Origin of the sequence: Actinokineospora sp. HUAS TT18 (assembly GCF_051364635.1) — a bacterium.
Taxonomy (GTDB): Bacteria; Actinomycetota; Actinomycetes; order Mycobacteriales; family Pseudonocardiaceae; genus Actinokineospora.
On record NZ_CP195645.1, the window covers coordinates 4517354 to 4539631 of the forward strand.

The window sequence follows — 22278 nt, forward strand, 5'->3', positions numbered from 1 at the left end:
GGGCCGTCAAAACCTGTGTGGTCATGCGAACCTCACCATCAGGAAGGCCGCCGTCAGCAGCACCGCGCCACCCAGCATGGACAGCGCGTACGAGCGGACGAAGCCGGTCTGCGTGCGGCGCAGGCGCCCAGAGCTGCCGCCGAGGGTCGCCGCGATGCCGTTGACCAGGCCGTCCACGCCGCGGTTGTCGACGTAGACCAGGGCCCGCGACAGCCAGATGCCCGGCTTGCCGAACAGGGCCTCGTTGAGGTGGTTGCCGTAGAGGTCGGCGCGCGCGGCGCGGACCGGGAACGACACCCGAGCGGGCCGGGTGACCGGCTGCTCGCCGCGGCCGAAGATCAGGAACGCGATCACGGCGCCGAGCGCGGAGATGGCGACCGTGAGGACCGCGATCAGGCCGTGCGACAGCGGGCCGTGGGTCTCGGCCAGCGGGCCGACGGTCGGCTCCAGCCAGCCCGCGAGCCGGTCGCCCAGTGCCAGGAAGGCGCCGATGCCGACCGAGCCGACGGCCAGGATGATCATCGGGATGGTCATCGTGGCGCCGGACTCGTGCGGGTGGTAGTCGCGGCCGTCCTCGCTCTTGAGGTTCTCGTAGCGGGGCTTGCCGAGGAAGACCAGGATCAGCAGGCGGGTCATGTAGAACGCGGTCAGCCCGGCGCCGAAGAGCGCCACGCCGCCGAAGACCCAGCCGCGCCAGCCGTGCTCGCCGAAGGCCGCGGCGATGATCGCGTCCTTGGAGAAGTAGCCGGACAGGAACGGGAAGCCGACCAGGGCCAGGTAGCCCAGCGTCCACGTGATGAAGGTGATCGGCATCTTCTTCGCGAGGCCACCCATCCGCCGGATGTCGCCCTCGTCGTTCATGCCGTGCATGACCGAACCGGCGCCGAGGAACAGGCCCGCCTTGAAGAAGCCGTGCGTGAGCAGGTGCATGATGCCCAGCGCGTACCCGGCCGGGCCGAGGCCCACGGCCAGGATCATGTAGCCGATCTGGCTGACCGTCGAGTAGGCCAGCACCTTCTTGAAGTCGTCGTACGCGCAGCCGATGACACACCCGAGCAGCAGCGTCACCGCACCGATGATCATCACGACGAAGCGCGCGTCCTCGGCCTGCGGCAGCGAGTAGATCGGGCTGGAGCGGGCGATGAGGTACACGCCCGCGGTCACCATGGTCGCGGCGTGGATCAGCGCGGAGACCGGGGTCGGGCCCGCCATGGCGTCGGGCAACCATGCCTGCAGCGGGAACTGGCCCGACTTACCGCAGGCGCCCAGCAGCAGCAGGATGCCGATGGCGACGACCGTGCCGGTCGACTGCTCGCCGATCTTGTCGAACACCACGTCGTAGTTCGTGCTGCCCATGGTCTTGAACATCAGGAAGATCGCCAGGGCCAGGCCGACGTCGCCGACCCGGTTCATGATGAACGCCTTCTTGGCCGCGGTGGCCGCGAAGTCCTTGCCCTGGTACCAGCCGATGAGCAGGTAGGACGCGAGACCCACGCCCTCCCAGCCGAAGTACAGCGTCACGAACGAGTTGCCGAGGACCAGCAGGAGCATGGCCGCGACGAACAGGTTCAGGTAGCCGAAGAAGCGGCGCCGGTCGCGGTCGTCGTGCATGTAGCCGATCGAGTAGATGTGGATCAGCGATCCGACACCGGTGATCAGCAGCACGAACGTCAGCGACAGCGGGTCGAGCCGCAGGCCGAAGTCGACGTTGAGCGCGCCCGCCTGGATCCAGTCGAACAGGTGCAGGTTCTGCAGCCGGTCGTCAGCGGCCAGCGAGGTGCTGCCCAGGAACAGGACCAGGCCGTAGGCGAACGCGGCGATGACCGTCGCGCAGCCGAGCAGGTGGCCCCACTTGTCGGTGCGGCGCCCGCCGAGCAGCAGCACGGCCGCGCCCACGGCGGGGAGGATGAGCAGCAGCCAGGCGGCGCTCGCGGCACCACTGGCCTGCTGCACCTCAGCAGCCAGGTTGATTGTTCCGGTCACCGAGTCTCCCCTAGTACTTCAGCAGGTTGGCGTCGTCGACCGACGCGGTCCGGCGGGTGCGGAAGATCGACATGATGATCGCCAGGCCGACCACGACCTCGGCGGCGGCCACGACCATCACGAAGAACGCCATCACCTGGCCGTGCAGCGAGCCGTTCATCCGCGAGAACGTCACCAGCGACAGGTTCACCGCGTTGAGCATCAGCTCGATGCACATGAACACGACGATGGCGTTGCGGCGCACCAGGACGCCGACGGCGCCGATGGTGAACAGCAGCGCGGAAAGCAGCAGGTAGTAAGACGGCGTCATGCCTTGTCCTCCTTACCGGGCGCGAGCGAGCGCGCGTCCGGGCCGGGCAGCAGCCCCGCCACGGCCTTGCGCTCCTCGTCGAGCTTCTCCGACGCGGTGGCCTCGATGAGCCGCGACAGCGACTCCGGGGCGACCGAGCCGTCCGGCAGCAGGGCCGGGGTGGCCACGGAGTTCGACGTGGCGAACACACCGGGGCCGGGCAGCGGCGACGGGCGGTCGTGCTCGCCGCGGAAGCGGGCCTCGACCAGTTCCTTCTGCGTCTTGCGGCCCTTCTGGTGCCGGTCGACGTAGCCGAGGATCATCGCGCCGACGGCGGCGGTGATCAGCAGCGCCGAGGTCAGCTCGAAGGGGAACAGGTAGTCCTTGAAGATCAGGCCGCCGATGTTGGCGACGTTGCCCTTGCCGCCGTTGGCTTCCTCGCCGGTCAGCCCGACCGGCCGCACCGCGGTCAGCGAGCGCGCGACGGCGGCCACCATCAGCACGGCGAGGCCGACGCCGAGCGCGCCCGCCCACAGCCGCTGGCCGCGCAGCACCTCGACCACCGAGTCAGACGAGTCGCGGCCGACGAGCATCAGCACGAACAGGAACAGCATCATGATCGCGCCGGTGTAGACGATGATCTGCACGAAGCCGAGGAACGGCGCCTGCTGGACCATGTAGAGCGCGCCGAGGCTGAGCATCGTCAGCACCAGGAACAGCGCCGAGTGCACCGCGTTGCGCGCGAACACCATGCCCAGGCCGCCCGCGAGGGCCAGCGGCCCGAGCACCCAGAACGTGATCGCCTCACCGAGCGAGACCTGGCTGTTGACCGCGTCCTGCGCGGCCATGAGCATCGCGCTCACTTTTCCTCCCCGACCGCGTCCGGGTAGCCGTGCTTGCGCGCCAGGAACGGGGCGTTGACGTAGTAGTCCTGCTCGCTCTCACCCAGGTACATCGGGTGCGGCGGCTGCTCCATGCCCGGCAGCAGCGGCGCGAGCAGCTGCTCCTTGGTGAAGATGAGCCGCTGCCGGTCGTCGTCGGCCAGCTCGTAGTCGTTGAGCATGGTCAGCGACCGGGTCGGGCACGCCTCGATGCACAGGCCGCAGCCGATGCAGCGCAGGTAGTTGATCTGGTAGTCGGCGCCGTAGCGCTCACCGGGCGAGTAGCGCTCGTCGTCGGTGTTGTCGCCACCCTCGACGAAGATCGCGTCGGCGGGACAGGCCCACGCGCACAGCTCGCAGCCGACGCACTTCTCCAGCCCGTCCGGGTGCCGGTTGAGCTGGTGGCGGCCGTGGTAGCGCGGCGCGGCCGGGGCACCGGCCTCCGGGTACTCCTCGGTGACGACCTTCTTGAACATCGTGGAGAAGGTGACTCCGAAGCCCTTCAAGGGATCGAAAATGCTCATTCTGCTTCCCTCTCACCCGCGGCCACCGAGGCGCGCTCACGCCGAGCGGCGCGACGGACCCTGGCGGGTGTGGCGTTCTTGTCCGGGATGGACAGGTCGAGCGGCGGGATCGGGTAGCCGCCGCCGGTGACCGGCACCCGGCCGTCGTCGGTGTCGACCTTGCGCTCGGGCAGCAGGAAGCTGAGCCCGATGAGCAGCAGCAGCACGACGCCGCCCGCGATGAGGATCGTCTGCGGGGAGATCTCGGCCTCGTTGCGGAAGGCGCGCAGTGCCACGACCAGCACGATCCAGACCAGGTTCGCCGGGACCAGGATCTTCCAGCCCAGCCGCATGAACTGGTCGTAGCGCAGGCGGGGCAGCGTGCCGCGCAGCCAGATGAAGACGAACAGCAGGACCCACGTCTTGCCGAAGAACCACAGCAGCGGCCACCAGCCGGTGTTGAACATGTTGTCGCCGATGGCCGAGATCGGCCACGGCGCCATGTACCCACCTAGGAACAGCGTGGTGCAGAAGGCGGAGACGATGACCATGTTGACGTACTCGGCGAGGAAGAACAGGGCGAACTTCATCGAGCTGTACTCGGTGTGGAAGCCGCCGACCAGCTCCGACTCGGCCTCGGGGAGGTCGAACGGGGCGCGGTTGGTCTCGCCGACCATCGAGATGCAGTAGATGAGGAAGCTCGGGATCAGCAGGTAGAAGTACCAGCCGCCCTGTTGCGCGTCGACGATGTCGCCGGTGGACAGCGACCCGGTGTAGAGGATCACCGCCACGATCGACAGGCCCATCGCGATCTCGTAGGAGATCACCTGGGCCGCCGAGCGCAGACCGCCCAGCAGCGGGTACGGCGAGCCGGAGGCCCAGCCCGCGAGCACGATGCCGTAGACACCCAGCGACGAGCAGGCCAGCACCACGAGCACGCCGACCGGCAGGTCGACCAGCTGCAGCACCGTGCGCTCACCGAAGATCGAGACCTCGGGGCCGAACGGGATCACCGTGAAGGCGAGGAAGGCGGGGATCACCGAGACGATCGGCGCCAGGAAGTAGACCTTCCGGTCGGCCGTGTCGGGGATGATCTGTTCCTTGAACGGCAGCTTGATCGCGTCCGCGATGGACTGGAACCAGCCGTTCGGGCCGACCCGGTTGGGGCCGGGCCGGTGCTGCATCCGGGCGACGATCTTGCGCTCAAGAATGATCATCGCCATGGTCGCGACCGCGCCGAGCAGCAGCAGTACGACGGCCTTGATCAGGATGAGCCAGATCGGGTCGTCGGCCAGGAGTTCGGCCCTGGTCATGCGTTCCCTCCAGGTGCGATGGCGACCGGGGAGCCGTGGCCCGCGCCGAGTACGGCGCGGACAGCGGACTCACCGGAGTTGCCGGGCAGCCAGACCACGCCGTCCGGCAGGTCGGCCACCTGCAGCGGCACGGTGATCGCGCCGCGGTCGGTGCTGACCTTGACCGTGCCGGTGACGGCGATGCCGTGGTCGGTGGCGGTCTTGAGCGACAGGCGCGCGAGGACCGGGCGGGCGGTGCCCGCCAGGTTCGGCTCGTCGTCCTGCAGCGAGCCGTTGTCCAGCAGCATCCGCCAGGTCGCCAGCCGGACCGAGCCGTTGGTCGCGGCCGAGGCCACGTCCGGGGCAGTGGCCGTGGGGGCGACGACCGGGAGCCGGGCGAGGTCAGCTGCGGACGCGGCGGGGGTCTGGGTGAACAGGTCGACGTCCATCTCGACGGCCAGCGAGTCGAGGACTCGGCCGTCGGGCATCGCGCCGGTGCCTTCGAGGGTGTTGGCGAACTCGCGCCGACGGCCCTCCCAGTTCAGGTAGCTGCCCGCCTTCTCGACCGACGGGGCGATCGGCAGGACCACGTCGGCCTTCGCGGTGACCGCGCTGTGCCGCAGCTCCAGGCTGACCACGAAGCCCACCGCGTCAAGCGCGCGCTCGGCCAGCGCCGGGTCGGCGAGGTCGAGCGGGTCGACACCGCCGACGACCAGCGCGTCGAGCTGGCCCTGCGCGGCGGCGGCGATGATCGCGTCGCCGTCGCGGCCGGGCTGGGCGGGCAGGGCGCCGGGCGCCAGGCCCCACGCCTGCTCGACCTCGGCGCGCGCGGCGTCGTCGGTGACCTGGCGGCCACCGGGCAGCAGCGTCGGGACCGCACCGGCGTCGAGCGCGCCGCGCTCACCGGCGCGGCGCGGGATCCAGGCGAGCTTGGCGCCGGTCGACGCCGCGAGCCGCAGTGCCGCGCTGAGCAGGCCGGGGACCTGGGCGGCGCGCTCGCCGACCAGGATCACCGCGCCGTCGGCGGACAGCGCCGTCGTGACGTCCGGTGCGTGCTCGGCCAGGCCGTCCAGTGCGACGGCCTCGCCGCCGGGGGCGCAGGCCAGCAGCGTGCCGTGGGTCTTCTCGACGCTCGGGCTCGTCCACTGTCCGATGTGGAAGACCTTGGTCTTGCCCTTGCGTGCCGCCTTGCGCAGCCGCAGGAACACGATCGGGGCTTCCTCCTCGGGCTCGAAGGCCACGCAGAGGACCGCGGGCGCCTTCTCGATGCCCGTGAAGGTGACACCGGTCTCCGGCGTCGTCCCGACCACGGTGGAGGCGAGGAAGTCGAGCTCCTCTGCCGAGTGCGGGCGGGCGCGGAAGTCGATGTCGTTGGTGCGCAGCGCGATGCGGGCGAACTTGGCGTAGGCGTAGGCGTCCTCGACGGTCAGGCGACCGCCGGTGAGCACCGCGGCGCCCTTGCCGTCACGCGCCTTGGCCAGGCCGTCGGCCGCGATCTGCAGCGCCTCGGTCCAGCTCGACTCGACCAGTTCGCCGGTCTTCGCGTCGCGCACCAGCGGCCGGGTGATCCGGTCGGCGGCGGTGGCGTAGCGGAAGGCGAAGCGGCCCTTGTCGCAGATCCACTCCTCGTTGACCTCCGGGTCGTCGCCCGCGAGCTTGCGGGTGACCTTGCCGCGGCGCCAGTCGGTGCGCTCTGCGCAGCCCGACGAGCAGTGCTCGCACACGCTCGGGGTGGACACCAGGTCGAACGGGCGGGAGCGGAAGCGGTAGGCGGCGCTGGTCAGCGCGCCCACCGGGCAGATCTGGATGGTGTTGCCGGAGAAGTAGCTCTGGAAGGGCTTCTCCTCGGCGATGCCGATCTGCTGCTGGGCGCCGCGTTCGAGCAACTCGATGAACGGGTCGCCCGCGATCTGCGCCGAGAACCGGGTGCAGCGCTGGCAGAGCACGCAGCGCTCGCGGTCGAGCAGCACCTGGGTGCTGATCGCCAGCGGCTTCGGGAAGGTGCGCTTGGTCTCGACGAACCGCGAGTCCGTGCGGCCGTGCGACATCGCCTGGTTCTGCAGGGGGCACTCGCCGCCCTTGTCGCAGATCGGGCAGTCGAGCGGGTGGTTGATGAGCAGCAGCTCCATCACGCCCTGCTGCGCCTTGTCGGCGACCGGCGAGGTGAGCTGCGTCTTGACCACCATGTCGTCGGCGACGGTCATCGTGCACGAGGCCTGGGGCTTCGGCATGGGCCGTCCGCCCATCTCGACCTCGACCAGGCACTGGCGGCACGCGCCCGCGGGTTCGAGCAGCGGGTGGTCGCAGAACCGGGGGATCTGGATGCCCAGCCGCTCGGCGGTGCGGATGATCAGCTCGCCCTTGGGCGCGATCACCTCGGCACCGTCGATCGTCAGGCGCACGTGCCCCTCCGGCACGGGCGCCTTCTCGACGGCGTTCTCGGGCGCGATGGTCATGAGTGCGCTCCTGCCAGTGCGTGCGCGCCGACCCTGTTCTTCTCGCACAGGGCCAGGAATTCGTCGCGGAAGTACTTGATGCCGCTGGTGATCGGGCTGACCGCGCCGTCACCGAGCGCGCAGAACGACCGGCCGAGGATGTTGTCGCAGATGTCGAGCAGCGTGTCGATGTCCGACGGCGTGCCCTCGCCCGCGACCATCCGCTCCAGGATGCCGGTGAGCCAGTAGGTGCCCTCGCGGCAGGGGGTGCACTTGCCGCAGGACTCGTGCTCGTAGAACTGCGTCCACTTCATGACCGCCCACGGCACGGACACGGTCTCGTTGAAGACCATGACCGCGGTGGTGCCGAGCATGGAGCCCGCTTCGGCGGCGCCTTCGAAGTCCAGCGGCACGTCGAGGTGTTCGGCGGTGAACATCGGCGTGGACGAGCCACCCGGGGTCCAGAACTTCAGCGGGACGCCGTCCTTCATGCCGCCCGCGAGTTCGAGCAGCTCCCGCAGCGTGGTGCCCAGGGGCGCCTCGTACTGGCCGGGCTTCTCGACGTGGCCCGAGATCGAGTAGATCTTGGGGCCGGGCGACTTCTCGGTGCCCATCGTGCGGAACCAGTCGGAGCCGCCGTTGACGATGAACGGCACGCTCGCGATGGTCTCGACGTTGTTCACCGTGGTCGGCGCGGCGTAGAGGCCGGCGGCGGCGGGGAACGGCGGCTTGAGTCGCGGCTGGCCGCGGCGGCCCTCCAGCGAGTCGAGCAGCGCGGTCTCCTCACCGCAGATGTAGGCGCCGGCGCCCGCGTGCACGGTGATCTCCAGGTCGAACCCGGAGCCGAGGATGTCGGTGCCCAGGTACCCGGCGGCGTGCGCCTCGCGGACCGCCGCGTTGAGACGGCGGATGCAGTGCAGGGCCTCGCCGCGCACGTAGATGAAGCAGTGGTGCGACCGCATCGCGTACGAGGCGATGATGCAGCCCTCGATGAGCGAGTGCGGGTCGGCCATCATCAGCGGGATGTCCTTGCACGTGCCCGGCTCGCCCTCGTCGGCGTTGATCACCAGGTAGTGCGGCTTGTCCTCGTTGGGCGGCATGAACGACCACTTGATGCCCGCGGGGAAGCCCGCGCCGCCGCGGCCGCGCAGGCCCGAGTCCTTCACCAGCTGCACGAGCTGCTCCGGCGTGCCCGCGAGCGCCTTGCGCAGCGCGGTGTAGCCCTCCAGCTGCTCGTAGGTCTTGATCGACCACGACTGCGGGGACAGCCAGCGCTTGGTCAGCACCGGGGTGACCGGCGCGGGCTTGTTGGGGGTGCTCATTTCGCGGGAACCTCCGGCAGCGGCGGGTTCGGCATCGCCGGGGCGGTCCAGCCGCTGTCCTCGGCGAGTTTCGCGCCGCGCAGCGTCTCCACGGCGGCGGACGGACCGTCCACAGTGGCGCGGTAGTCGGCGTCGTCCTCGGGGAAGAACCCGGCCAGCTCCAGCTCCGCGGTGCGGAAGTCGCGCAGCGGGGCACCACGGGTCGGCTGCGGCTTCTCGCCCGCGCGCAGGGCGTTCACCAGCGTGACAGCCGACTCGGGGGTCTGGTTGTCGAAGAACTCGTAGTTGACCTGGATGACCGGGCCGAGGTCGCAGGCGGCCAAACACTCGGCGTGCTCCAGCGTGATCGAGCCGGGCGCTCCCGGCTCGCCCGCGGTCTCGTTGTGCCCGAGGCGCTTGCCGTCGGAGCCGAGGTGCTCGCCGAGCGTCTTGTAGATCTCGTCGCCGCCCAGCACCGCGCACAGCGTGTTGGTGCAGACGCTGACGAGGTGCTCGCCGCAGGTCTTGCGCTTGTACATCGTGTAGAACGTCGCGACCGCGCTGACCTCGGCGGCGGTCAGGTCGAGCTGGGCGGCGCAGAACTCGATGCCCGCCTGGCTGACCTTGCCCTCGACCGACTGCACCAGGTGCAGCATCGGCAGCAGCGCCGACCGCGACTGCGGGTAGCGCGCGACGATCGCTTCGGCCTTCTGGACGGTGTCGGCACCGAACACGGCACCGTCCGCTGTGGACTCGGCGGTGACCTCGACGGCTTCGGCGCTCATCGGTCACACCCTCCCATCACGGGGTCGATCGAGGCGACGGCCGCGATCACGTCGGCGACCATGCTGCCCTCGGACATGGCGGGCATCGACTGCAGGTTGACGAAACTTGGTTCGCGCACGTGCACGCGCAGCGGGCGGGTGCCGCCGTCGGAGACCAGGTGGTAGCCCAGTTCGCCGCGCGGGGACTCGACCGGCACGTACACCTGGCCCGCCGGGACCTTGAAGCCCTCGGTGACCAGCTTGAAGTGGTGGATCAGCGACTCCATGGACTGGCCCATGATCTTGCGGACGTGCTCCAGGGAGTTGCCCATGCCGTCGTTGCCGATGCTGAGCTTCGCGGGCCAGGCGATCTTCTGGTCCTCGACCATGACCGGTCCCGGCTCAAGCTTCTTGAGGCACTGGGCGACGATCTTGAGCGACTGGTGGATCTCCTCCACCCGCAGCAGGTAGCGCGCGTACGCGTCGGCCGCGGTCGAGGTCGGGACCTCGAAGTCGTACTCCTCGTAGCCCAGGTACGGCTCGGTCTTGCGCAGGTCCCAGGCCAGACCCGCCGAACGCAGGATCGGGCCGGTGACGCCGAGCGCGAGACACGCGTCGACCGGGAGGTAGCCGACGCCGATGAGGCGGTTCTTCCAGATCGGCTGGCCGGTCAGCAGCTTGTCGTAGTCCGGAAGGCGCGAGTCCATGATCTTGAGGAACTCGGTGACCTTCTGGTGGTAGTCCGCCGGGAGGTCCTGGGCGACGCCGCCGGGGCGGATGAACGCGTGGTTCATGCGCAGGCCGGTGAGGTGCTCCAGCAGGTGCAGGACTTCCTCGCGCTCGCGGAAACCCGCGGTCATCGCGGTCAGCGAGCCCAGCTCCATGCCGCCGGTGGCCAGCGCGACGAGGTGCGAGCCGATGCGGTTGAGCTCCAGCAGCATGACCCGGATGACCTGCGCGCGCCGCGGCGCCTCGACACCGAGCAGCTTCTCGATGGCCAGGCAGTACGCGGCCTCGTTCGACAGCGGCGCCAGGTAGTCCATGCGCGTCACGAAGGTGACGCCCTGGGTCCAGGTGCGGTACTCGCAGTTCTTCTCGATGCCGGTGTGCAGGTAGCCGATCACCGAGCGGGCCTGGGTGACGGTCTCGCCCTCGAGTTCGAGGACGAGCCGGAGCACGCCGTGCGTCGACGGGTGCTGCGGGCCCAGGTTGATGACGATGCGCTCGTCGTGGATCGCGTCGTCGAGCACGGTGTCCCAGTCGCCGCCGGTGACCGTGTAGACGCGGCCCTCGGTGGTTTCCCTGGCGTCCGCGTACTCAGTGTCGTTGGTGGTCACGAGTACGACCTCCGCTGGTCCGGCGGAGGAATCTCCGCGCCCTTGTACTCCACGGGAATCCCGCCAAGCGGGTAGTCCTTGCGCTGCGGGTGGCCGTCCCAGTCGTCCGGCATGAGGATGCGGGTCAGCGCGGGGTGTCCGTCGTAGACGATGCCGAACATGTCCCAGGCTTCCCGCTCCTGCCAGTCGGCGGTCGGGTAGACCTCGACGACCGACGGCACGTGCGGGTCCTCGACGCTGACGGCGACTTCCAGCCGGATGCGGCGGCGGAACGTCATCGACGTCAGGTGGTAGACCGAGTGCAGCCGCTGCGGGACGTCCACGCCGTAGTCCACACCGGACACCGAGCTGCACAGCTCGAAGCGCAGGGCGGGCTCGTCGCGCAGCAGCCAGCACAGGGCCACGAGGTGCTCGCGGTCGACGTAGAAGGTGATCTCGCCGCGGTCGACGGTGACCTGCTGGATCGCGGTGGCCGGGATCTGCCGGGTGGCCATCGCCGCGCCCAGGTCGTCGGCCAGCTCGTCGAACCAGCCACCGTAGGGGCGCTCGGCCGGGGCCGGGCTGTAGGCGGGGAGGACGAGTCCGCCGAAGCCGGAGGTGTCGCCGGTGCCCGCGACGTTGAACATGCCCGTGCGGGTGCGGCCGGTGACGACCGGCTCGGCCGGGACCGGCGCCTGGTGCGCGGCCGGGGCGGGCGCGGTGGCGTCGGGTTCCTGGCCGGGTTCGGGGCGCTGCGCGCTGGAGTGCTCGTCGCCTGGTGCGGGCGTCGTGGTGGGTTCGTCAGGCATTCCGGGTCACTTCTTCTTCGGCGCGTACTTGATGGAGGACGCGATCAGCTCGGTGCGCGCCCCGCTGGCCGCGCGGATGGCGGCGCGGGTGGAGTTGATCGGCTCGTCCTGGATCTTGGCGTGCAGCTTGAGGATCGCGTCGAGCAGCATCTCCGGCCGCGGCGGGCAGCCGGGCAGGTACATGTCGACCGGCACGATGTGGTCGACGCCCTGCACGACGGCGTAGTTGTTGAACATGCCGCCGGACGACGCGCACACGCCCATCGCCAGCACCCAGCGCGGCTCGGCCATCTGGTCGTAGATCTGGCGCAGCACCGGGGCCATCTTGTTGGTGACCCGGCCCGCGACGATCATCAGGTCGGCCTGCCGCGGCGAGGCGCGGAAGGCCTCCATGCCGAAGCGCGCGATGTCGTAGCGCGGGCCGCCGGTCGTCATCATCTCGATGGCGCAGCAGGCCAGGCCGAACGTGGCAGGCCACAGCGAGTTCTTGCGGCCCCAGTTGACCAGCTTTTCCAGGCTGGCCAGCATGATCCCGTTGGGGAGCTTCTCCTCGATACCCATGGAAGTCTGCCTCCTTCCCCAGTCAGTTCCAGTCGAGGCCGCCGCGCCGCCACACATAGGCGTACGCGAAGCCGACTGTCGCGATGAACAAGAAGATCTCCACCAGGCCGAACAGGCCGAGGGCGTCCGCCGAGACCGCGAACGGGTAGAGGAACACCATTTCGATGTCGAACAGGATGAACAGCATCGCCGTCAGGTAGTAGGCGACGGGCACTCGGCCGCCACCGACGACGGGCTGCGGCGAAGGCTCGATGCCGCACTCGTAGGCCTCGAACTTGGCCCGGTTGTAGCGGCTCGGGCCGAGCAGCGGCCCCAGCAGCGCGGAGAACACCGCGAAGCCCGCGGCCAGCACGAACATCACCACCAGGGGGAAGTAGATCCCCAGGCCCGACGACACGTCCGCTGTTTGTGCTTGGAGCATCGACACCGCCGCTGTCCTTTCCCCGCTGCTCACGGCCGGAACCCTATGGGTCCTCGGTCACACCCAAATCGGTTAGGGCGACCTAACTAATTCGGGTGACGTTTGTGAAAACATTCACAAGCGAGACCGCTCTGCTGTGAAGGGCTTCACAAGTATCAGGGGTAGTCTAGGACGTGGCTCACAGCCAGAAACGCGCCCCCCTCGGCAACTCTCCGTGAACAAGTGATGTCCACGACAGACGTACTGAAAGGGTCGCGACCTGCGCTAACACGGTGCTAGCGGAAGCAAAACCTGGTTACCGGCCGGTAGTGCCGGATTGGTTCAGCCCACCGCTTTCAAGCGCGCGCATCCGAGAGCCCACGCGAATTGCGCCCGCCGCGTCGACATCCAACGACGCCGCGCTTCTGGCGCTCGGCGCTCGATGGAGCAAGGCGCTGGACGAGGACTTCAGCACCGATGTCGCGGCTGCCCGGGACGCGGTCGAGTGGGATACATCGTCATGGCGGCAGTGACACTCGCCGAGTTCCTGACCGGCATCGAGTTGGCCGAGGACGAACAGCGCCGCGCGATTCGCAAGGCTTGGCTGGACACCGTGCTGGACGTGACCCCGGTGGAGGACTACACACCGGACGTGGCCAGGCATCACGCCGCGCTGCTCGCCCACACGCGACGGGCAGGACAGCCCCGTGGTGCGCATGACCTGATCATCGCCGCGACGGCGCGTGCCACCGAGCGCGTCCTGGTCTCGACCGGCAGCAGGGCGAGATTCGACGAGCTTCCCGAGGTGAACGCGCGGATGGCGCCGTTGGTCCAAGGCCGCCGAGCGATCACCGAACGGTCGGGGCGAGGCGAGTCGCGGCGGTGATGACGCGGTCGAAGGCGTCGCCGTCCTTCGGGTCGTAGAGGCCCGCGAGGAGTTTCAGGACGAGCTTCATCATCGTCTTGCGCGGGAGGCCGTACTTGGTGGCCGCGCGCATCACCGTCGGGTTGCCGATGAGCTTGGAGAAGATGTTGCCCAGCCGGTAGTAGCTGCCCAGCGCCTCGCGCAGGGCGACCGGGTAGCCGTGCAGGGCCTTCTCGCGGGCCGGGCCCTCAGCGCGGGCCATCGCCTGGACGACGCACTCGGCGGCGAGCCTGGCCGACTCCATCGCGTAGCCGATGCCCTCGCCGTTGAACGGGTTGACCATGCCGCCCGCGTCGCCGACCAGGAGCAGGCCGGGGCGGTAGTGCGGGGTGCGGTTGAAGCCCATGGGCAGCGCGGCGCCGCCGACCTTGCCGATGGCGTTGTGCTCGCGGAAGCCCCATTCCTCCGGGGTGCCGTCCAACCAGGACCGCATGAGCTTGCGGTAGTCGGTGCTGCCGAACGCCTTCGACGTCGACAGGATGCCGAGGCCGACGTTCACCGTGCCGTCGCCCATGCCGAAGATCCAGCCGTAGCCGGGCAGCAGCACGGGGTTCGCGGGGTCGGAGCGGTCCCACAGTTCCAGGTGGGACTCCAGGTAGTCGTCCTTGCTGCGGGGGCTCGCGTAGTAGCGGCGGACCGCCACGCCCATCGGCCTGCTGTCGATCTTCTCCAGCCCGACCGACAGCGCCAGCCGCGCCGACACCCCATCGCAGGCCAGCACGAGCGGCGCGCGGTAGGTGACCGGCGTCTTCTCCTTGCCGACCTTCGCCTCGACGCCGATCACCCGGCCGGTGCGCTCGTCGGTGACCGCGCCGGTGACGGTGGTCTCCTCGGCGAGGCGGGCACCCGCGCGCTGGGCGGTGCGGGCCAGCATCTCGTCGAAGTCCTGGCGGGGCCGGACCACGCCGTAGGGCGGGAACGAGGCCAGGTCGGGCCAGTCGAGTTCGAGGGTGACCCCGCCGCCGACGACGCGCAGGCCCTTGTTGTGCAGCCAGCCCGCTTCCTCGCGGGTGTCGATCCCCAGGTCGATGAGCTGCTTGACCCCGCGCGGGGTCAGCCCGTCGCCGCACACCTTCTCCCGGGGGAAGGTGCCCTTCTCCAGGAGCAGCACGTCGAGGCCGGCCCTGGCCAGGTAGGTCGCCGCGGTGGACCCGGCGGGACCGGCACCCACCACGATGACCTCGGCGTCCTCGCCCGCCCGGCGGCGGCTGATCGAAGTGCTCATGGCGCTCCTTGTGAAAGCCTTCACGTTCTCGCCCCCGAGTCTAGAGGGGTGAAACGGAAGGTCCGCCGTGTCCGATGTCTCGCGGACTCACTGATTCGTCTCCTGGGGGAGAACATGTCCGTGCCCGCCATGCCCTATGACCCGCCGATACGCCGCATCGTGCTGCTGCCGGTGCGCGCCTGGAGCGTCGTCTCGGCCGTCCTGATCGCGGTCACGACCGCCATGGCCCTGATCGTCGCCTGGGCGACGTGGGACTCCTACTTCGTGGCCCAGCGCTTCCTGTGGGACGACCCGGCGGTGAGCGCCGACGACCTCTACGCCGCCGACGACCGCACCACCCTGCTCGCCCTGATCTACCTGTTCGCCCTGGCGATCTCCGGCGTCGTGTTCATCACCTGGCTCTACCGCGCCCGCAAGAACGCCGAACTCCTCTGTGACGCCGAACACCGCCGCTCCCGGGGCTGGCTGATCGGCGGATGGTTCGTCCCGATCGTGAACCTGTGGTTCCCGTTCCAGATCGTCTCCGACATCTGGAAGGCCAGCAGCCCGACGACCCCGAAGCGCCTCGACGCGCTGGTCCACCTCAAGGGCAGCGGCCTGGTGGCCCTGTGGTGGGGCTGCATGGCGACGGGAACCGTGATCGACCGGATCGCGCCCCGACTGATCGACATGGACAACCCGACGATCGAGCAGTTCCACGCTGTCGCGGTCGCGGAGACGATCTCGCTGGTCCTCATGGCCGCGGCAGGCGTCCTGGTGATCATGGTCATGCGGCAGATCGTGCGCTGGCAGGAACAGGCCCGCACCCCTGACAGCCTCCGGTGACGCGGCCAGTCCGCCGCCTGGGCGCCGTCTCCGCCGCCCTGATCGCGGCCACCGCCGCGTTCGCGCTGACGCTGGCCTGGCCGATGTGGGACTCGTACTTCCTGACCGAGCGTTTCGTCCAGGGTGACCCCACGGTCAGCGCGCACGACGTCCAGGCCGCCGACGCGCGCGTAACCCGGTTCGCGCTGATCTACCTGGGAGTCGCGGCGCTCTCGGCGGTCGTGTTCATCACGTGGCTCGCCCGCGCCCGCAGGAACGCCGAGATCCTCTGCCCGGCTGACCACCGACGCACGCGCGGCTGGGTGATGGGGGCATGGTTCTGCCCGTTCATGAACGTGTGGTTCCCGTTCCAGGTGGTGCAGGACATCTGGAAGACCAGCGACCCGACCACCCCGCGGCGCTTGGCCGAGCGGGCCGCCGATGGCCTCGACGGGCTCAAGTTCATCCCCGGCGGCGGCCTGGTCGCCTGGTGGTGGGGCTGCACGGTCGGCGCCGTGGCGATCAACTTCTTCGCCTCCACCACGCTCCTCGACACCTACAACCCCGACATCGACACGTTCCACTCGGTCGCGGTCGCCAACACCGTCGCCCGCGTGCTGACCGCGGCGGCGGCCGTACTGCTGATCTTGGCGATGCGGCGGATCGTGCGGTGGCAGGAGCAGACCCGGTAACGCGGGCGCCGGGAACGATCTCGCGGTGTTCCGCACCTTCGATGACTCCTGGGGAGCAACCGTGTCCACACCTGGACCAGCCATGCCCGAATGTCGTCCCGGGTTACTGCCGGTGATGGGCTGGGCGTCATCGCTTCGCGGCGCAGAGGATCTCTGCGTTGTCCCTGGTCCGGGACAGGCACGAACTGGGCGGTCGAACTGAGGATGTCGCTGCCCGCGTAGCGGAGTCATCGGCGAACGCGCACGGACGGTGGCGGACACCATCAGCGTCGTGAGCTGGGTGCCGCGGGTTGCCGCAGGGTGCTGGTCGTGGTCATTGTCCGGCAGATCACGCGCAGGCAGAGCGTGCCAGCTGAAACGGCCCGAGCGACGGCAGCGATCTCCGGGTGAGCCAAGGAGGCCCTACCCGCGATGACCGATCCCGACGCCACCCCCGCCTACGGCATCCGCGTACTGCCTGACGAACGGCCACTCATCCAGCCCGCGCGGGCCAACCGGTTCGTCGCCTCGGCGTTGATTCTCGTGACCGCGGGCATCGCGGTGTTGGCGTTCTGGCAGTCGTGGCGGTCGTACTTCCTGGCCCGCGACGCCCTGTCCGGCCTGCCGACGGTGACCGTCGAGCAGATCGACACCGCCAACCGCAACACCGATTACCTCTCGTGGGGCTGGTTGGCCGGGTTGGTCATCTCGGGTGTCGCGTTCATCGCGTGGCTGTGGCGGGCGCGGGTCAACTCGGCGCGGATGTGTGACGCGCCGCAGCGGTTGCGGATCCGGTGGTCGGTGTTCGGGTGGTTCGTGCCGGTGGCGAACCTGTGGTGGCCGCAGATGGTGGTCGGCGACGTGTGGCGGGCGAGCAGGCCCGACGTGCCCGCGCGCGGCGCCGACCTGCGGGACGTGCCGCCGAGCGTGACGGTCAGCGTGTGGTGGGGGCTGTTCCTGGCGATGCACGCCGTCGATCTCTACGCGGTGAACTTCCTCGCCGACGAGAGCACCGAGCGGGCGTTCTTCCAGGTCATGATCGCCAACGCGGTCAGCGGCGGGCTGGCGGTCCTCGCCGCCCTGCTGGCGCTGTTCATCATGTGGCGGATCGACCGCTGGCAGACGAACCAGGTGGCCGTCCGCTAGGGCTTGACCGCCCGGTGCAGGGCGACGACGCCGAAGGTCAGGTTGAGCCACTCGACCTCGCCCCAGCCCGCCGCGGCGATCATCTCGGCGACGGTGCGCTGGTCGTGCCAGTCGCGCATGGACTCGGCGAGGTACTTGTACGCCTCGGAGTTCGAGGAGAACGGCTTGGTCACCAACGGCAGGCCGCGCAGCACCGTGTTGTGGTAGAGCCAGCGCAGCGGCCGCCACGGCGGCTGGGAGACCTCGCAGATCACCAGGCGGCCGCCCTTGCGGGTCACCCTGGCCATCTCCTTGAGCGCGGCCACGGTGTCGTTCATGTTCCGCAGGCCGAAGGACACCGTCACCGCGTCGAACGAGCCGCTGGCGAAGGGCAGGTGGAAGGCGTCGGCGGCGACCTTGGGCACCCGCCGGTGCTTGCCGCCACGCAGCATCTCCTGGGAGAAGTCGGCGGCCACGCACCACGCGCCGGAGCGGGCGTACTCCACGGTGGACACCGCGGTCCCGGCGGCGAGGTCGAGGACCTTCTCCCCCGGCACCGCGTCGAGCACCCGGCGCGTCTGCTCGCGCCATCGCCGGTCGAAGCCGAGGGTCATGACCGAGTTGGTCTTGTCATACCCCTTGGCGACCCCGTCGAACATCACGGCGATGTCGTGCGGATCCTTGTCCAAACCGGCGCGAGCCATGGCCGCAGCCTACGAGAACACCTCAGTTGAGGCTCAGCGCGGTCAGCATTCCGCGCACCGACGTCGGCCAGTCGAACTGCTCGGCGCGCGCCCGCGCCGCCGCACGCCGGTCGCGCTCGGGGACCGACAGCAGGCCCTCCACCGCGTCGGCGAAGGCGGGGGCGTGGTCGGACACCGCCGCGCCGCAGTCCGGCTGGACCAGTTCGCCCAGCGCCGAGGACCGCGACACCACCACGGGGGTGCCGGAGGCGAGCGCCTCCAGGGCCGCGAGGCCGAATGTCTCATGTGGACCGGGGGCGAGCGAGACGTCGGCGGTGGCGAGCAAACTGGCCACGTCGGAGCGGTCGGTGACGAAGCCGAGGAACGTCACCGGCAGCCCCACCGCGCGGCGCCGCAGCGCGGCCATGCGCGGGCCGTCACCGGCCACGACCAGCCGCACCCGGTGCCCGGCGCCGTGCAGTTCGGCGAGCGCGTCGACGCTGCGTTCGACGTGCTTCTCCGGCGACAGCCGACCGCAGTGCACCAGCAGCGCGTCGGCGCCTTTGGCCAGGGTCGAGCGCAGGGTGCCGTCGTGCCTGGTCGGGGCGAAGGTGGCGAGGTCGACGCCCAGCGGCACCCGGCGCACGTTGGCCGCGCCGATGCGGTCGAACTCGCCGCGCGCGAACGCCGTGGTGCAAACGACGGTGTCGTACGAGGCGGCCATGCGCCGGTTGGCGACGTCGGCGAAGCGGCGCGCGACCGGGGCGGGCAGCAGGAACTGCTCCAGCAGCCGGTCGAGCCGCTCGTGGGAGATCACCACGCTCGGCACGCCGTGCTCGCGCGCCCACGTGCCCATGCCGCGCAGGGTGAGCCGGTCGGACACCTCCAGCCGGTCCGGGCGCAGGTGCGGCATCAGCGCCTTGACGCGCACCGGGTCGACCGCGCGGTAGCCGCCGGTGCCGGGGATGCATGGCGCGGGCAGCGTGATGCGCCGGACCCCGATGGGCAGCATCTCGTCGCCCCGGCGCCTGCCGGGGACGACGAGCGTCACCTCGTGGCCTGCGGCGACGTACCCCGCGCCGAGGTGGTGCAGCGCGGTGCGCAGCCCACCCGAGCGGGGGCCGTAGAAGTTGGCCAGCTGGACGATTCGCAACTAAGCCGCCTTTGGGCGCCTTCGTCTTCCGAGGGCGACCTCGTCGTAGTGTCCGAGCAGTTCCTCGCAGACCGCACCCCACGTGCGGCCCTGCACATCGGCGCGCGCGGCCGCGCCCATCCTGCGGCGCAGCAGCGCGTCGGCCATCCGCTCGACGGTCGTGCGGAGTTCTACCCCAAAGTTCTCCGGGTCAAGCAGGAAACCGGTCCGACCGTGATCAACAAGATCGCGCGGACCGCCCGCGTCGGGGGCGATGACCGGCAGCCCGGAGGCCATCGCCTCCTGCACGGTCTGGCAGAACGTCTCGTGCGGGCCGGTGTGGACGAACACGTCGAGGCTCGCGTAGGCCTGGGCCAGTTCGGCGCCGCCGCGGAAGCCGAGGAAGGCCGCGGTCGGCAGCTTCTCGCGCAGGCTCGCCAGGTCCGGCCCGTCGCCGACCACCACGACGCGCACGCCGGGCAGGTCGTTGAGCGCGGCCAGGTGCCGCACCTGCTTCTCCGGCGCGAGCCTGCCGACGTAGCCGACGAGCAGCTCGCCGTTCGGCGCCAGCTCGGCGCGCAGGGCGCGGTCGACGTGCTCGGGGGCGAACCGGCGGGTGTCGACGCCGCGGCCCCAGCGGTACACCCGGGGGATGCCGTTGCGGGTCAGGTCGTGCACCGACGCGGTCGACGGGGCCAGCGTGCGGTCGGAGTTCGCGTGGATGCGGCGGATCCACCGCCACGCCGCCCGCGCGCCCCGGCTCAGGCCGTAGGACGCGGCGAACCCGGCCACGTCGGTCTGGTAGACCGCCACGGTCGGCACACCCAGCCGTCTCGCCGCCCAGAGGCCGCCCGCGCCCAGCACGAACGGGGAGGCCAGGTGGACCACGTCCGGGTCGAACTCGGCGAGGTCGGTGAGGATCTTCGGTGTCGGCACCCCGATCGGCAGGGACGTGATGACAGGCAGGTCGACAGCCCTGACCCGGCGCACGTCCGCGTGCAGATACTGGTCCGGCCCGGCACCCGGCGCGATGACCATCGCCTGGTGACCACGCTGGTGGAGGTGCTCGATGACCCGCAGGACGGAGTTGGTGACACCGTTGACCTGCGGCAGAAAGCTCTCGGTCACGATCGCTACGCGCACGGGGGAAACGTCGCACCCGGCCTTTACCCTGAAGTAGTAGGTCGTGTGACCGTCCGGCGAACTACACCGGAACATGCGGTGGGTACCGCCGAGGTGACCAACCTTGGTCTCATCCTCGTCAAGAGGACATCTCGGCGTTGTGTCGCGGACACCCAGAGTGGTCACTCTAGGTTGGCATGACGCTCTTGTCCTCTCGTCCCCGCAAGCCAGTCAATCCCGGCTTGCTGTCCCGTGCCCTCGAGGTGGCGGGACGACTCGCGAACGACGCCACGGATGTCATCACCGCGACAGCCGGACGTGGGGCGAGGCCCGGGGTGAAGGACTCGCCGTTCGACTGGGTGACCGACACCGACCGGACCCTCGAACGCCACACCCGCCGCGTGCTGACCGCCGAGTTCCCGGGCATCCCGGTGATCGGCGAGGAGTTCGGCGCCGACGTCGGCGCCGACGAGGCCGAGTACCGGTGGGTGGTCGACCCGGTGGACGGCACGGCGAACTACGTCGCCGGGGTGCCGTGGTGCGCGTACAGCCTGGCGCTGGTCGACGCCGAAGGGCCGGTCGTGGGGGTCGTGGCGGATCCCTATCGCGGTCAGATTTACGCGGCGGCGCGCGGGCGGGGGGCGCGGGCCAACGGGGTTCGGGTGTCGCTGACCGACCGGACTTCGACGTCGGGCGCGATTGTCTGCACGGAGTTGGCGCGCAACGGGCCGTGGCCGGGGATGGGCGGGTTCATCGAGCGGGCCGCGCTGGCGCACGCGGGGGTGCGGGTGCTGGGGTCGGCGGCGCTGGCGATCGCGCAGGTGGCCCTTGGCCACGCGGCGGCGGCCGTGCTGCACAGCTACCACGAGTGGGACGTGGCCGGGTCGGTCGCGCTGGCGATCGAGTCGGGCGCGGCCGTGCTGGACAGACACGGGGAGGACGATCCGCTGCCGGTGGACGGACTGCTGGTGGCGGCCCCGGGGGTCGCCGACCAGGTCCTCGGCTGGTGGCAGGAGACCGCGATCGCCGAACGCCTCTGACGGCGGTCAGTCGGTGACCACGACCAGCTTCCCCGCGAACCGGTTGTGCTCCAGGTCGTCGTGGGCCTGGCGGATCTCGTCCAGCCGGTACACCCGGCTCGGGCCCAGCGTGATCTCGCCCGACGCGACCCGGTCCAGGTAGCGCTGGAGGACGTCGGCGGGCAGGTCGTCGGCGCCGCCGCCGTAGGCCGTCAGGCGGACGCCGGTCGGCAGGTAGCCGATCGGGTAGAAGTCCGGGATCGTCCACTGGTTCGACAGCATCCCGGTGAAGCACACGGTCCCGTGCACGCGCGTCGCCGCCAGGGTGTCCGGCAGGGTCGGGGTGCCGACCAGTTCCAGGGCCGCGTCAACGCCGTCGCCGACGATCTCGCGAACCTGGGCGGCGACGGCGCCGTCGTCGAGCAGTGGGTGGTCGACGCCGTGTGCCTTCAGGGTGTCGAGGCGGTCGGGCTGGCGGGTGGTCGCCAGCACGGTCGCGCCGAGGTCGCGGGCCAGCGCGGCCGTGGCGAAGCCCAGCGCCGACGTGCCGCCGCGGATGAGCAGGGTCTGGCCCGCGCGCAGGTCGAGGCCGGTGGTCAGAGAGCCGTACGCGGTCTGCAGCGTCTCCGGGATCTGGCCGAGGACCTCCCACGGCAGGTCCGACCGGAACGGGATCACGCTGTGCCGCGGCACCACCGTGTACTCCGCGTACCCGCCGTCGAACACCCGGCCCATGCCGCCCATCAGCGCGGCCACCTGCTGCCCCGGCACGAGGTCGCTGTCGGGCGCCGAGTCCACGACGCCGGTCGCCTCGATGCCCGGCACCCTGGGGAAGGTCACGCCTTGGGCGAGGCCCAGCCGGGTGTGCAGCTCCGAGCGGTTGATCCCGAAGGCGTGCACCTTGACGCGCACCCACCCCGGCCCGACCGGCGGGACGGGCCGTTCGACGAGCTCCAGGTTGGTCACCGGGCCGGGTTCCCGCAGCACCACAGCGCGCACAGCCGCCTCCTCAGATTGCTTCGCATGCGAACAGTCCGC

At 70.2% G+C, this 22278-nt stretch carries 22 protein-coding genes; 5 read left to right on the forward strand and 17 right to left on the reverse strand.

Features of this window, described 5'->3' with window-relative positions; genetic code table 11:
* Positions 1 to 21 precede the first annotated feature (21 nt).
* Genes nuoL through ACSHT8_RS20520 form a run of 12 tightly spaced genes read right to left on the reverse strand, consistent with a single transcriptional unit; the run spans position 22 to position 12555 of the window.
* Complete coding sequence (gene nuoL, locus ACSHT8_RS20465; RefSeq protein ID WP_436492489.1) at positions 22 to 1983, reverse strand: NADH-quinone oxidoreductase subunit L; 1962 nt, start codon at positions 1981 to 1983, stop codon at positions 22 to 24.
* A gap of 10 nt (positions 1984 to 1993) precedes the next feature.
* Positions 1994 to 2293: an NADH-quinone oxidoreductase subunit NuoK gene (nuoK, locus tag ACSHT8_RS20470; RefSeq protein ID WP_436492491.1), complete on the reverse strand. Its 300-nt coding sequence runs from the start codon at positions 2291 to 2293 to the stop codon at positions 1994 to 1996.
* On the reverse strand, positions 2290 to 3126 hold the full coding sequence (locus ACSHT8_RS20475; protein ID WP_436502117.1) for an NADH-quinone oxidoreductase subunit J: 837 nt from the start codon (positions 3124 to 3126) through the stop codon (positions 2290 to 2292). Before ACSHT8_RS20475 ends, nuoK begins: the two co-directional genes overlap by 4 nt.
* Positions 3127 to 3131: 5 nt before the next feature.
* Positions 3132 to 3677, reverse strand: coding sequence for an NADH-quinone oxidoreductase subunit NuoI (gene nuoI / locus ACSHT8_RS20480; RefSeq protein WP_436492492.1), 546 nt, complete (start codon positions 3675 to 3677; stop codon positions 3132 to 3134).
* Positions 3674 to 4969, reverse strand: a complete 1296-nt coding sequence (gene nuoH, locus ACSHT8_RS20485) for an NADH-quinone oxidoreductase subunit NuoH (protein WP_436492494.1) — start codon at positions 4967 to 4969, stop codon at positions 3674 to 3676. The genes nuoI and nuoH overlap by 4 nt, the downstream gene beginning before the upstream one ends.
* Positions 4966 to 7404, reverse strand: a complete 2439-nt coding sequence (locus ACSHT8_RS20490) for an NADH-quinone oxidoreductase subunit G (protein ID WP_436492495.1) — start codon at positions 7402 to 7404, stop codon at positions 4966 to 4968. Before ACSHT8_RS20490 ends, nuoH begins: the two co-directional genes overlap by 4 nt.
* Positions 7401 to 8705: an NADH-quinone oxidoreductase subunit NuoF gene (gene nuoF / locus ACSHT8_RS20495; RefSeq protein ID WP_436492496.1), complete on the reverse strand. Its 1305-nt coding sequence runs from the start codon at positions 8703 to 8705 to the stop codon at positions 7401 to 7403. The genes ACSHT8_RS20490 and nuoF overlap by 4 nt, the downstream gene beginning before the upstream one ends.
* Positions 8702 to 9469: an NADH-quinone oxidoreductase subunit NuoE gene (gene nuoE / locus ACSHT8_RS20500; protein WP_436492497.1), complete on the reverse strand. Its 768-nt coding sequence runs from the start codon at positions 9467 to 9469 to the stop codon at positions 8702 to 8704. Before nuoE ends, nuoF begins: the two co-directional genes overlap by 4 nt.
* Positions 9466 to 10785, reverse strand: a complete 1320-nt coding sequence (locus ACSHT8_RS20505; protein WP_436492498.1) for an NADH-quinone oxidoreductase subunit D — start codon at positions 10783 to 10785, stop codon at positions 9466 to 9468. The genes nuoE and ACSHT8_RS20505 overlap by 4 nt, the downstream gene beginning before the upstream one ends.
* Positions 10782 to 11573: an NADH-quinone oxidoreductase subunit C gene (locus tag ACSHT8_RS20510; protein WP_436492499.1), complete on the reverse strand. Its 792-nt coding sequence runs from the start codon at positions 11571 to 11573 to the stop codon at positions 10782 to 10784. Before ACSHT8_RS20510 ends, ACSHT8_RS20505 begins: the two co-directional genes overlap by 4 nt.
* 6 nt (positions 11574 to 11579) lie before the next feature.
* Entirely contained in the window at positions 11580 to 12134 is a 555-nt protein-coding gene (locus ACSHT8_RS20515; protein WP_436492501.1) for a NuoB/complex I 20 kDa subunit family protein, read from the reverse strand.
* Between the two features lie 22 nt (positions 12135 to 12156).
* On the reverse strand, positions 12157 to 12555 hold the full coding sequence (locus ACSHT8_RS20520; protein WP_054056080.1) for an NADH-quinone oxidoreductase subunit A: 399 nt from the start codon (positions 12553 to 12555) through the stop codon (positions 12157 to 12159).
* Positions 12556 to 13054: 499 nt separating this feature from the next.
* Between ACSHT8_RS20520 and ACSHT8_RS20525 the strand changes: the two genes are divergently transcribed.
* Complete coding sequence (locus tag ACSHT8_RS20525; RefSeq protein ID WP_436492503.1) at positions 13055 to 13420, forward strand: PIN domain-containing protein; 366 nt, start codon at positions 13055 to 13057, stop codon at positions 13418 to 13420.
* Here ACSHT8_RS20525 and ACSHT8_RS20530 read toward each other — a convergent pair.
* Positions 13383 to 14684, reverse strand: coding sequence for a geranylgeranyl reductase family protein (locus ACSHT8_RS20530; RefSeq protein ID WP_436492504.1), 1302 nt, complete (start codon positions 14682 to 14684; stop codon positions 13383 to 13385). The genes ACSHT8_RS20525 and ACSHT8_RS20530 overlap by 38 nt on opposite strands.
* A gap of 114 nt (positions 14685 to 14798) precedes the next feature.
* Here ACSHT8_RS20530 and ACSHT8_RS20535 point away from each other — a divergent pair, with 114 nt between their 5' ends.
* The 3 genes from ACSHT8_RS20535 to ACSHT8_RS20545 all read left to right on the forward strand — a co-directional run bounded on the left by ACSHT8_RS20535 (position 14799) and on the right by ACSHT8_RS20545 (position 17305).
* Positions 14799 to 15509 (forward strand): DUF4328 domain-containing protein, encoded by a 711-nt coding sequence (locus ACSHT8_RS20535; RefSeq protein ID WP_436492505.1) that lies wholly within the window; start codon positions 14799 to 14801, stop codon positions 15507 to 15509.
* Positions 15506 to 16180, forward strand: coding sequence for a DUF4328 domain-containing protein (locus ACSHT8_RS20540; protein WP_436492506.1), 675 nt, complete (start codon positions 15506 to 15508; stop codon positions 16178 to 16180). Before ACSHT8_RS20535 ends, ACSHT8_RS20540 begins: the two co-directional genes overlap by 4 nt.
* A 411-nt stretch (positions 16181 to 16591) precedes the next feature.
* Complete coding sequence (locus ACSHT8_RS20545) at positions 16592 to 17305, forward strand: DUF4328 domain-containing protein (RefSeq protein ID WP_436492507.1); 714 nt, start codon at positions 16592 to 16594, stop codon at positions 17303 to 17305.
* Here the strand turns inward: ACSHT8_RS20545 and ACSHT8_RS20550 are convergent.
* From ACSHT8_RS20550 to ACSHT8_RS20560, 3 genes are read right to left on the reverse strand one after another with little or no spacing between them, the layout of a single operon-like run.
* Entirely contained in the window at positions 17302 to 17988 is a 687-nt protein-coding gene (locus ACSHT8_RS20550) for a demethylmenaquinone methyltransferase (protein WP_436492508.1), read from the reverse strand. The genes ACSHT8_RS20545 and ACSHT8_RS20550 overlap by 4 nt on opposite strands.
* Positions 17989 to 18010: 22 nt before the next feature.
* Positions 18011 to 19120: a glycosyltransferase gene (locus ACSHT8_RS20555; protein ID WP_436492509.1), complete on the reverse strand. Its 1110-nt coding sequence runs from the start codon at positions 19118 to 19120 to the stop codon at positions 18011 to 18013.
* Entirely contained in the window at positions 19121 to 20242 is a 1122-nt protein-coding gene (locus ACSHT8_RS20560) for a glycosyltransferase family 4 protein (RefSeq protein ID WP_436492510.1), read from the reverse strand.
* A 176-nt stretch (positions 20243 to 20418) separates the two neighbouring features.
* Here ACSHT8_RS20560 and ACSHT8_RS20565 point away from each other — a divergent pair, with 176 nt between their 5' ends.
* Positions 20419 to 21261, forward strand: coding sequence for an inositol monophosphatase family protein (locus tag ACSHT8_RS20565; RefSeq protein ID WP_436492512.1), 843 nt, complete (start codon positions 20419 to 20421; stop codon positions 21259 to 21261).
* Between the two features lie 6 nt (positions 21262 to 21267).
* Here the strand turns inward: ACSHT8_RS20565 and ACSHT8_RS20570 are convergent, their stop codons facing one another.
* Entirely contained in the window at positions 21268 to 22239 is a 972-nt protein-coding gene (locus ACSHT8_RS20570; RefSeq protein ID WP_436492513.1) for a zinc-binding alcohol dehydrogenase family protein, read from the reverse strand.
* Positions 22240 to 22278 lie beyond the last annotated feature (39 nt).

Excerpts from the sequence above, each read along its gene's own strand:
- nuoK (WP_436492491.1), bottom strand. The coding sequence starts at position 2,293 with ATGACGCCGTCTTACTACCTGCTGCTTTCCGCGCTGCTGTTCACCATC.
- ACSHT8_RS20475 (WP_436502117.1), bottom strand. The coding sequence starts at position 3,126 with ATGCTCATGGCCGCGCAGGACGCGGTCAACAGCCAGGTCTCGCTCGGT.
- nuoI (WP_436492492.1), bottom strand. The coding sequence starts at position 3,677 with ATGAGCATTTTCGATCCCTTGAAGGGCTTCGGAGTCACCTTCTCCACG.
- nuoH (WP_436492494.1), bottom strand. The coding sequence starts at position 4,969 with ATGACCAGGGCCGAACTCCTGGCCGACGACCCGATCTGGCTCATCCTG.
- ACSHT8_RS20490 (WP_436492495.1), bottom strand. The coding sequence starts at position 7,404 with ATGACCATCGCGCCCGAGAACGCCGTCGAGAAGGCGCCCGTGCCGGAG.
- nuoF (WP_436492496.1), bottom strand. The coding sequence starts at position 8,705 with ATGAGCACCCCCAACAAGCCCGCGCCGGTCACCCCGGTGCTGACCAAG.
- nuoE (WP_436492497.1), bottom strand. The coding sequence starts at position 9,469 with ATGAGCGCCGAAGCCGTCGAGGTCACCGCCGAGTCCACAGCGGACGGT.
- ACSHT8_RS20510 (WP_436492499.1), bottom strand. The coding sequence starts at position 11,573 with ATGCCTGACGAACCCACCACGACGCCCGCACCAGGCGACGAGCACTCC.
- ACSHT8_RS20515 (WP_436492501.1), bottom strand. The coding sequence starts at position 12,134 with ATGGGTATCGAGGAGAAGCTCCCCAACGGGATCATGCTGGCCAGCCTG.
- ACSHT8_RS20520 (WP_054056080.1), bottom strand. The coding sequence starts at position 12,555 with ATGCTCCAAGCACAAACAGCGGACGTGTCGTCGGGCCTGGGGATCTAC.
- ACSHT8_RS20525 (WP_436492503.1), top strand. The coding sequence starts at position 13,055 with ATGGCGGCAGTGACACTCGCCGAGTTCCTGACCGGCATCGAGTTGGCC.
- ACSHT8_RS20530 (WP_436492504.1), bottom strand. The coding sequence starts at position 14,684 with ATGAGCACTTCGATCAGCCGCCGCCGGGCGGGCGAGGACGCCGAGGTC.
- ACSHT8_RS20535 (WP_436492505.1), top strand. The coding sequence starts at position 14,799 with ATGTCCGTGCCCGCCATGCCCTATGACCCGCCGATACGCCGCATCGTG.
- ACSHT8_RS20545 (WP_436492507.1), top strand. The coding sequence starts at position 16,592 with ATGACCGATCCCGACGCCACCCCCGCCTACGGCATCCGCGTACTGCCT.
- ACSHT8_RS20550 (WP_436492508.1), bottom strand. The coding sequence starts at position 17,988 with ATGGCTCGCGCCGGTTTGGACAAGGATCCGCACGACATCGCCGTGATG.
- ACSHT8_RS20565 (WP_436492512.1), top strand. The coding sequence starts at position 20,419 with ATGACGCTCTTGTCCTCTCGTCCCCGCAAGCCAGTCAATCCCGGCTTG.